9 protein-coding genes are annotated in these 10,393 nt (G+C 53.0%); all 9 read left to right on the plus strand.

The genetic code is table 11. The features are described 5' to 3' along the window. Positions 1–42 precede the first annotated feature (42 nt). The 9 genes from recJ (at position 43) to WMO41_RS12295 (ending at position 10,241) form a co-directional block, all read left to right on the plus strand. Positions 43–1,830 (plus strand): single-stranded-DNA-specific exonuclease RecJ, encoded by a 1,788-nt coding sequence (gene recJ, locus WMO41_RS12255; RefSeq protein ID WP_349229998.1) that lies wholly within the window; start codon positions 43–45, stop codon positions 1,828–1,830. A gap of 250 nt (positions 1,831–2,080) precedes the next feature. Continuing rightward, entirely contained in the window at positions 2,081–3,328 is a 1,248-nt protein-coding gene (glyA, locus tag WMO41_RS12260) for a serine hydroxymethyltransferase (protein WP_349229999.1), read from the plus strand. A 229-nt stretch (positions 3,329–3,557) separates the two neighbouring features. Then, positions 3,558–4,514 carry a substrate-binding domain-containing protein gene (locus tag WMO41_RS12265; RefSeq protein WP_349230000.1) on the plus strand — a complete coding sequence of 319 codons (957 nt, stop codon included), beginning with the start codon at positions 3,558–3,560 and terminating at the stop codon, positions 4,512–4,514. Between the two features lie 79 nt (positions 4,515–4,593). Beyond that, the gene (pstC, locus tag WMO41_RS12270) at positions 4,594–5,445 is read left to right on the plus strand and encodes a phosphate ABC transporter permease subunit PstC (RefSeq protein ID WP_349230001.1); all 852 of its coding nucleotides are present in this window, start codon (positions 4,594–4,596) and stop codon (positions 5,443–5,445) included. Next, the gene (gene pstA, locus WMO41_RS12275) at positions 5,445–6,350 is read left to right on the plus strand and encodes a phosphate ABC transporter permease PstA (RefSeq protein WP_494338462.1); all 906 of its coding nucleotides are present in this window, start codon (positions 5,445–5,447) and stop codon (positions 6,348–6,350) included. Before pstC ends, pstA begins: the two co-directional genes overlap by 1 nt. Before the next feature lie 12 nt (positions 6,351–6,362). Next, positions 6,363–7,112, plus strand: a complete 750-nt coding sequence (gene pstB, locus WMO41_RS12280; protein ID WP_177292126.1) for a phosphate ABC transporter ATP-binding protein PstB — start codon at positions 6,363–6,365, stop codon at positions 7,110–7,112. 1 nt (position 7,113) lies between these two features. Then, the gene (gene phoU / locus WMO41_RS12285; RefSeq protein WP_349230003.1) at positions 7,114–7,761 is read left to right on the plus strand and encodes a phosphate signaling complex protein PhoU; all 648 of its coding nucleotides are present in this window, start codon (positions 7,114–7,116) and stop codon (positions 7,759–7,761) included. 12 nt (positions 7,762–7,773) lie between these two features. Then, complete coding sequence (locus WMO41_RS12290; protein WP_349230004.1) at positions 7,774–8,451, plus strand: response regulator transcription factor; 678 nt, start codon at positions 7,774–7,776, stop codon at positions 8,449–8,451. After that, entirely contained in the window at positions 8,448–10,241 is a 1,794-nt protein-coding gene (locus WMO41_RS12295; protein WP_349230005.1) for an ATP-binding protein, read from the plus strand. Before WMO41_RS12290 ends, WMO41_RS12295 begins: the two co-directional genes overlap by 4 nt. Positions 10,242–10,393 lie beyond the last annotated feature (152 nt).

A 10,393-nucleotide genomic window follows, 5' to 3' on the forward strand; every position in this document is an offset into this window, starting at 1 on the left:
TGCACGGTTACAGTCAGGTTTACGAAAGGAATTGTTATATATATGAGAAATCATCAGGAATCCATCTGGATGCTGCAGACCAAGCGGGCGGATTTTAACGCGGTTGCCGCCCGGTTTCATATCAGCCCGGTCACAGCCCGCATTATCCGGAACCGGGATGTGGAGGGGGAAGAAGCCATCGACCGTTATTTAAACGGCACCCTGGACCAGCTTTACGATCCCCACCTCATGAAGGATATGGACAAGGCAGCATCTCTGATTCTGGAGAAGATCCGGGCGGGCGCCTGCATCCGCATTGTGGGGGATTACGATATCGACGGCGTATGCTCTACCTACCTGCTTTACCGGGGGCTGACCCGGTGCGGTGGTCATGTGGACTACCAGATTCCGGAGCGTATCCGGGATGGCTACGGCATCAACGAATCCATTATCCGCAAGGCGAAGGAAGACGGAATCGACACCATCGTCACCTGCGATAACGGCATTGCGGCTCTGGAACAGGTGCGTCTGGCCAAAGAGCTTGGCATGACCGTCATCGTGACAGATCACCACGAAGTGGTCCGGGCGGAGGATGGCAGTCAGGTTCTGCCAGAAGCGGACGCGGTGGTGAATCCACACCGGGACGACTGCTCCTACCTGTTTGCCGGAATCTGCGGCGGCGTGGTGGCTTACAAGCTGGTGCAGGTGCTCTATGAAAAGAGCGGCGTGCCGGAGCAGGAATGGAAAGATATGCTGGAGTTTGCGGCCATTGCCACCGTGGGAGATGTCATGAAGCTGCAGGATGAGAACCGCATCATCGTGCGCTGGGGACTAAAACAGATTCCCCATACCGCCAGTGCCGGACTGCGCGCCCTGGTGGAGGCCTGCGGACTGGATATCTACAACCTGACGGCGTACCACATCGGCTTTGTCATCGGACCGTGCCTGAATGCCAGCGGACGGTTAAAGACCGCGCAGCTGGCGCTGGAGCTGCTGCTTTGTGAGGAACCGAATGCCAGCGGAAGCATGACCGGGCTTCTGGAGAAGTGTCTGGGCCAGGAAATGCAGCGCAGCTCCCGCGCCGAGAAAATGGCGGCCGAGTTAAAACTTCTGAATGAAGAGCGCAAAGACATGACCCAGGCCGGCATGGAGCAGGCCTTTGAGCAGGTGGATACCGAGCTTGCAGACGATGATGTGCTGGTGGTTTATCTGCCGGATTGTCATGAATCTTTGGCCGGGATCATTGCCGGCCGGGTGCGGGAAGCCTACAACAAGCCCTCTTTCGTGTTGACAAAGGGCGAGGACTGCGTGAAGGGTTCCGGGCGCTCCATTGAAAGTTATCACATGTACAAGGCTCTGTGCGGTGTGCAGGAGCTCCTGCTGAAATTTGGCGGTCACCCCATGGCAGCCGGTTTTTCCTTAAAAGAAGAGAATGTAGAGGAGTTCCGCCGCCGCTTAAACGAGCAGTCCACCCTCACGAAGGAAGATTTCATTCCGAAGATCTGGATTGATGTGGCAATGCCGTTAGAGTACATATCAGAAGCGCTGGTGAACGAGCTGAAAAGCCTGGAACCTTTCGGCCAGGGCAATGAAAAGCCCCAGTTCGCCCAGAAGAACCTCCGCATCCGCAGCCTGCGGGCCATCGGCCGCAACAACAACGCAGTCCGCATGACCGTGGTGACCGAGCAGGGCCGCCCCATGGAAGCCATGGTATTCACGGAGGCTGACAAATTTGTGGAGGAGGCGAAGAACAGCCGGAGCATTGACGTCATTTACTATCCGGATATCAATGAATACAATGGAAACCGGACGCTGCAGATTGTGGTAAGAGCTTACAAACTGCATGCCTGAAAGGCAGACCGGAATCAGATATTCTGTATACACAAAAGTTTCGTACAATATTTGTGAAGTGTGATAATTGCTTGACACTTTCAAAACGCTGTACTATAATCGACCGTAAATAACCGCGAAGGCGCTGGCAACCCCAGTGCCTTTGTCACAACGTGGCAGTTCCATTTATCGGAACCGCATTATAACAAAGGAAAGCAAATGCCTGGAGAGTATCAGAGAGAGGGCATTTGCGGAAAAGGAGACAAAGCCCATGGTGAATGAGGTAATGAAATTTATCGAAAACTATGACCCGGAAGTCGGCAAAGCAATCGAGCAGGAAGCCGCACGTCAGAGAAGAAATCTGGAGCTCATCGCTTCCGAGAATATCGTGTCTGAGCCGGTCATGATGGCAATGGGAACCGTACTGACTAACAAATACGCAGAGGGTTATTCCGGAAAGCGTTATTACGGTGGATGTCAGTATATCGATGTGGTAGAGACGATCGCAATCGAGCGTGCAAAGAAGCTGTTTGGCTGTGAGTACGCAAACGTTCAGCCGCACTCTGGCGCCCAGGCAAACATGGCAGTATTCCTGGCTATGTTAAAACCGGGAGACACTGTGTTAAGCATGAGCCTTGACCATGGCGGCCATCTGTCCCATGGAAGCCCAGTTAACTTTTCCGGCCTTTACTTCAACATCGTATCCTACGGTGTAAACGACGAAGGCTATCTTGATTACGATCAGGTAGAGCGTCTGGCTGTTGAGCACAAGCCGAAACTGATCCTCGCAGGTGCCAGCGCATACGCAAGAGAGATCGATTTCAAGAAATTCCGTGAGATCGCAGATAAGGTTGGCGCATATTTAATGGTAGATATGGCGCACATCGCTGGTCTGGTCGCAGCAGGCGAGCATATGAGCCCGATCCCGTACGCAGACGTGGTAACCACTACCACCCACAAGACCCTGCGCGGACCGAGAGGCGGCATGATCCTGGCAAGCAAGGAGTCCGCTGACAAGTTCAACTTCAACAAGGCCATCTTCCCGGGAACCCAGGGCGGCCCGTTAGAGCATGTCATCGCTGCAAAGGCAGTCTGCCTGGGCGAGGCATTAAAGCCAGAGTTCACCGAGTACCAGAAGCAGGTTCGCAAGAACGCAAAGGCACTGGCCGCAGCACTGGTAGAGCGTGGATTCAAACTCTTAACCGGCGGCACTGACAACCACTTAATGTTAGTAGACCTGCGCGGCATGGACATCTCCGGTAAGGAGCTCCAGAACCGCTGTGATGAAGTCTTCATCACCCTGAACAAGAACACCGTTCCGAATGAGCCGAGAAGCCCGTTCGTAACCTCCGGCGTCCGTATCGGAACCCCGGCCGTTACCACCCGCGGCTTAAAGGAAGAGGATATGCCGAAGATTGCCGAGTGCATCTGGCTGGCAGCAACCGATTTCGAGAACAAGGCAGATTACATCCGCGGCGAAGTAACCAGGCTGTGCGAGAAATATCCGCTGTACGAATAATTACACAGGTAAAATATTACAGGTCCGTGAGGCCGCAGAAAATGCGGCTTCACGGACTTTTTTCTATTGTTAAACGGTTTTACACCGATTTTACATTTCCCCTCTTTTTGATTTTACATTCAGATTTTACAATGCAGTTGTGGTTGAGAGATGGAGAACATCGAAACCACAATAACATAGAACGTAACAGAGCGTATTCATAAACAGAGAGAAGAGGAGAGAAAGTATTATGAAGAAAACATTAGCAATGGTATTAGCAATGGGTATGACAATCGCGAGTCTGACCGCTTGTGGTGGCAGCAAGCCGGCAGAGACTACCGCAGCAGCAACCGAGGCACAGACTGAGGCAGCAAGTTCAGCAGCTGACACGAAGGCAGAGACCACCGAGCCGGCTGGCGGCAAGGCAGAGGGCCCGATCACCGTAGTATCCCGTGAGGATGGTTCCGGCACCAGAGGCGCTTTCATCGAGCTGTTCGGTATCGAGACCAAGAACGACGCTGGCGAGAAAGTAGATAACACCACCGAGGATGCAGAGATCACCAACAGCACCTCCGTTATGATGACCACCATCGCAGGCAACAAGGGCGCAATCGGATATGTTTCCCTGGGTTCCTTAAATGACACCGTAAAAGCAGTTGACATTGACGGCGCTGAGGCAACCGTAGATGCCATCAAAGCTGGCGAGTACAAAGTAGCACGTCCGTTCAACATTGCAGTCAAAGAGGGCTTAAGCGATGTTGCATCTGACTTCATCAAGTTCATCATGAGCGAGGATGGCCAGAAGGTTGTTGAGGATAACGGTTACATCAGCCAGGGCAACGAGGGCGCTTACACCGCTTCCGGCTTAAAGGGCAAGGTTGTTGTAGCTGGTTCTTCTTCCGTAACTCCGGTTATGGAGAAACTGAAAGAGGCTTATGTAGCAGTAAACTCGGATGTAGAGATTGAAGTTCAGCAGTCTGATTCCACCACTGGTATGACTTCCGCAATCGAGGGTGTATGCGATATCGGTATGGCATCCAGAGACTTAAAGGACAGCGAGCTGGAAGCCGGCCTGACCCCGACCGTCATCGCTATGGATGGTATCGCAGTTGTAGTCAACAATGATAGCCCGGTTACCGAGCTGACCAGCGAGAACGTAAAAGACATCTTCACCGGTGAGATCACCGACTGGGCAGACGTTCAGTAACGATTACCGAGTGTGGCAGGGCAGCGAAAGTGAAAAAATCCGCTGCTCTGCTTTTTTCATAAGAAGGAAAGTGAGAACTATGAAAAATCTGAAAGAACAGCTGATGCATCTGGCATTTTTACTCAGTGCGTGCGTGTCCATTCTGTGTGTGGCCATGATCTGCGTCTTCCTTTTCGTAAACGGCATTCCGGCCATCGGAAAGATTGGCGTGTTCCAGTTCCTGGCTGGTGAGAAATGGAAACCAGGCAACAACCTGTACGGCATCCTGCCGATGATCCTGGGCAGTATTTATGTAACAGCAGGAGCTGTGATCATTGGTGTGCCGATCGGAATTTTAACCGCAGTCTTCATGTCAAAGTTCTGTCCGAGACGCATTTACAAAGTGGTCAAACCGGCCATCGACCTGCTGGCAGGCATTCCTTCCGTCGTATACGGATTCTTCGGCATGGTGGTGATCGTGCCGGTGGTTTCCCAGCTCTTTGGCGGAAGCGGAAAGAGCATGCTGACGGCCTCCATCCTGCTGGGCATTATGATTCTGCCGACCATCATCGGCGTATCGGAATCTGCCATCAACGCAGTGCCGTCCAGCTATTACGAGGGTTCCCTGGCCCTGGGTGCCAGCCATGAGCGCAGCGTATTCTTTGCCACGCTCCCGGCTGCAAAATCCGGTATTCTGGCCGGTGTGATCCTGGGTGTGGGCCGCGCCATCGGTGAGACCATGGCTGTCATCATGGTAGCCGGAAACCAGGCGCGTATGCCAAAAGGAATTCTGGAAGGTGTCCGCACCATGACAGCGAACATTGTACTGGAAATGGGATACGCGACGGACTTACACCGGGAAGCGCTGATTGCCACGGCGGTAGTCCTCTTCGTATTCATTCTGATCATTAACCTGTCGTTCTCAATTATCAGCAGAAAGGCGAATGCGTAATGGAAGCAGCTATGGAAAAGAAAAATATAGAAGTTCAGGCCATCAACCGGCAGACCATCGGACAGTGGCTTAAGTCTTATAAACGTAGCCCGCTGTCACTGCTCCTCCTGATCCTGGTATCAGTGTCAGCGTTTCTGACGGTGATGACATTACTGTTTTTGATTGCTTATATTCTGATCAAGGGAATCCCGTACCTGACTCCGAGTCTCTTCGCGTGGGAGTACACCACAGAAAATGTATCCCTCATGCCGGCTCTGGTCAATACGGTGATCATGACAGGGCTCTCCCTGCTGATCGCAGTTCCTCTTGGCATTTTCGCGGCCATCTATCTGGTGGAATACGCCAAACGCGGCAACCGGCTGGTGAGCATCGTGCGGATTACCGCCGAGACCCTGACCGGCATTCCGTCCATAGTTTATGGCCTGTTTGGATTTCTTTTGTTTGTGGTGGCCCTGGGCTGGTCTTACACCATCTTAGGCGGCGCCATGACGCTGGCGATCATGATCCTTCCAACGATCATGAGAACCACGGAGGAGGCCCTGAAAGCAGTCCCGGATTCTTACCGGGAAGGAAGCTTCGGTCTGGGGGCCGGACGTCTCCGCACCGTTTTCCAGGTAGTTCTGCCATCTGCAGTACCTGGAATTCTGGCAGGTATCATTCTGGCGGTTGGCCGTATTGTAGGCGAGACCGCGGCACTGATGTATACAGCGGGAACGGTTGCAGGCATTCCATCCAACTTATTCGGCTCTGGCCGAACCCTGGCAGTGCACATGTACGTGCTGACCAATGAAGGACTTTATACCAACCAGTCTTACGCTACCGCAGTCGTGCTTCTGGTCATTGTGGTTTGTATCAACGCAGTATCCGGATTCATCGCAAAGAAAGTATCTGGAAAGGCTGCTTAAAAGGAGAACATTATGGATAAGCTGACAATCAGCAACATGGAATTATATTACGGCGACTTCAAAGCCTTAAAAGGCATTAACTTAAACATCCAGGCCAACGAGATCACGGCCTTCATCGGCCCGTCCGGCTGCGGCAAATCTACCTTATTAAAATCCTTAAACCGCATGAATGACCTGGTAGAGGGATGCCGCATCACCGGAAGCATTCTGTTAGATGGCGAGGACATTTACGGGGATATGGATATCAACCTTCTGCGCAAGCGAGTGGGTATGGTATTCCAGAAGCCGAACCCATTCCCGATGAGCGTGTACGACAACATTGCCTATGGCCCGCGTACCCACGGTATCCGCTCCAAAGCGCAGCTCGATGATATTGTAGAGAAATCCCTGCGGGACGCAGCCATCTGGGATGAGTTAAAGGACCGCTTAAAAAAGAGCGCTCTTGGACTTTCCGGTGGACAGCAGCAGCGTCTGTGCATTGCAAGAGCCCTGGCTGTACAGCCGGAGGTGCTTCTGATGGATGAGCCGACCTCCGCGCTGGACCCGATCTCCACATCTAAGATCGAAGACCTTGCGGTGGAACTGAAAAAAGATTATACTATCGTCATGGTAACCCACAATATGCAGCAGGCAGCGCGTATCTCCGACAAGACCGCCTTCTTCCTGTTGGGCGAAGTGATCGAGTTCGGTGAGACCGAGCAGATCTTCTCCATGCCGAAGAACAAGAAGACAGAAGATTACATTACAGGGAGGTTTGGTTGATATGCGTAACCGGTTTGATGAACAGCTGGAGCTGTTGAATGTGGAACTTATCCGCATGGGTGCCCTCTGTGAGGATGCCATTTCCTATGCGTCCCGCACCCTGATGGGCGAGGGTGATTTTGCCAACGAGGTTTATAAGGCCGACCATGAGATCGACCAGAAAGAGCGCGAGATTGAGAACCTGTGCATGCGCCTTCTGCTGCAGCAGCAGCCGGTAGCAAAGGATCTGCGCCAGGTTTCCTCTGCACTGAAGATGATTTCCGATATGGAGCGTATCGGTGACCAGGCGTCCGACATCGCGGAGATCTGCGGCTTTGTAGATGACCGTGAGGCAAAGAGCCGCCTTCACATCCGCGACATGGCAGATGCTACCATGCGCATGGTGACACAGAGTATTGATTCTTATGTAAAACGGGATTTGAACATTGCAAAAGAGGTGGTCCAGTACGATGATGTGGTGGATGACCTCTTTGACAAGGTAAAACAGGAGCTGATCGGCATGCTGAGTGCCGGGAACAACGACGAAAAACTGGGCGAGTTCTGCATTGATATGCTGATGATCGCCAAATATTTTGAGCGGATCGGGGACCACGCGACCAATATTGCGGAGTGGGTGGAATATTCCATCACGGGAACCCATCTGGAATAGAAGGAGAGTACAATGATCTATCTGGTTGAAGACGATGAAAGCATTCGGGAACTGGTAATCTACACGCTGCAGACCACGGGTCTTACCGCAAAGGGCTTCCCCTGCGCGAAGGATTTCTGGAATGCCATGAAGCAGGAATATCCGTCCCTGGTGCTCCTTGACATCATGCTGCCTGACGAGGACGGCCTGAGCATCTTAAAGAAGCTGCGGGATGCCGGCCCCACAAAACGGCTTCCGGTCATCATGCTGACAGCCAAGGGAACTGAGTATGACAAAGTCGTGGGCCTGGACAGCGGTGCGGATGATTACATACCAAAGCCCTTTGGCATGATGGAGCTGGTGTCCAGAGTGCGCGCGCTGCTTCGCCGTACGGAGCCGGAGCAGCGAAACGATACCTGCAATGCAGGTCCGATCCACGTAGACTTAAACCGCCATGTGGTGACGGTGGATGGAAATGTGGTAGCACTTACCTTCAAGGAATTTGAACTGCTCTGTTATCTGATGGAAAACAAAGGCATGGTCTTAACCAGGGATCAGCTGTTATCGAAAATATGGGGATATGATTTTGACGGTGAGACCCGCACGGTGGATGTCCATATCCGGACACTCCGGCAGAAGCTGGGAGATGCCAGCCGCTGTATCGAGACCATCCGCGGAGTCGGCTACAAGCTGGAGGAATCGGAAACATGAAGATCAAACGAAAAATCTACTGGAATCTGTGTCTGGTAGCACTTCTTGCCATGGCGCTGTCAGCGCTCATCACAGCCCTGCTTTTATGCCAGGACTTACAGACCCAGATGCGCCAGTCTGTTATGACCGAGGTTCGTTACCTGGAGTCCGCCATGGATGTGTCCGGGGAAGAGTACCTTGCACATTTAAAGAGCCGGGGTGACGGCAACAGCGTCAACCGCATCACCTGGGTCAGCCCGGATGGAGAAGTCCTTTATGACAGCTTCGCAGACAGCGAGAGCCTGGAAAATCATAAAGACCGGCCGGAGATTGCGGCAGCGCTGAAAAACGGACGCGGAGAGAGTGTCCGCACCTCTCGCACGCTGGCTGAGCAGACCTACTATTACGCAGCCCGCCTGGACGATGGCAGCGTCATCCGCGTAGCCAGCACCACAAAGAGCGCGCTGGCCACGGTAGTACATACCATTCCGGTTATGATTGCCATGGGTATTCTGATCGTACTTGGCGTCCTGATCCTGGCCGAGTTTCAGACGAAGCGGATCGTGGCGCCGATCAATGAGATGGAGCCGGATGATCCGAAGGCCGGCGAGGTTTACGATGAACTGGCCCCACTGGTGCGCCGCCTGGAAAAGCAGAAAGAAACCATCCGGCAGCAGATGGAAATACTGCGGGAAAAGCAGGAAGAGTTTACTGCTATTACCGAGAACATGCGGGAAGGCTTCATTGTGGTGGACAGCAAGGGCGATGTGATGTCCTATAATAAGAGTGCGTTGAAGCTGCTGGGAATTCCGGTGGAGCAGGCAGCCGGACATGACTATTCGGTCGGAGCTGCCGGAAACGCAGGCGCAGGACAGCGGGCAGGCAGCACGGATGCACAAGCCTGCGCAGCTGGCACAAAAATGGAAACCGTCACAGGACACCAGGCGAACGTCAACATCATCAGCCTGAACCGCTCCGGGAATTTCCGCCAGGTGGTAGATGGCGCACTGAAAGGTACCCACTGTGAGCAGATGCTGGATGTGGGAAACCGCCATTACCAGATTATGGCAAATCCGGTGGCAGAGAGCAATGGCCGCAGCGGTGCTGTCGTAGTCATTCTCGATGTAACCGAGCAGCAGAGCCGCGAGGAACTGCGCCGGGAATTCACCGCCAATGTCTCCCATGAGCTGAAAACACCGCTCACTTCCATTTCCGGTTATGCGGAAATCATGATGAATGGACTGGTTCAGCCATCCGACATGGGACGATTCTCCGGCAAGATTTATCAGGAGGCACAGCGCCTTATCACCCTGGTGGGCGATATCATCCGCCTGTCTCAGCTGGATGAAGAAAAAGTCCAGCTGGAAAAGCGGCCGGTGGATCTGCACATGATTGCCTCCGATGTGGTAAGACGCCTGCAGGATGTGGCCAGGAAAAACCAGATCACCCTGATGATGACCGGCAAACCAACTGTAGTAAACGGCAATCCGCAGATCCTCGACGAGATGATCTACAACCTCTGCGACAACGCCATCAAGTACAACAAGCCCTTCGGAGAAGTGGAAGTCAACGTGGCCACCATCAAAGACCATCCGGTACTGACCGTAGAAGATGATGGCATCGGCATCCCGGTGGACGACCAGGAGCGCATCTTCGAACGCTTCTATCGGGTGGATAAGAGCCACTCCCGCCAGATCGGCGGAACCGGACTGGGACTTTCCATTGTAAAGCATGGAGCCATTTACCATAAGGCAAAGGTGGAATTAAAGAGCGCACTGGGGGAGGGAACCACGGTGCGGATCGTGTTCTAAAAGTAAATATATAGTATCAAAAAAGGTCCGGGCGTACAAACGTCCGGACCTTTAATAGATCCGTCCCTAAATTGCTATTGAACTAAGTCGCTGCGCGACGGCCTGCCAAGGTTGTTGCGCAGCTTTTTCTTTCTCAAATAAAAAAGCAGTGA

Source organism: Ventrimonas faecis, assembly GCF_040096075.1.
GTDB lineage: Bacteria > Bacillota > Clostridia > Lachnospirales > Lachnospiraceae > Brotaphodocola > Brotaphodocola faecis.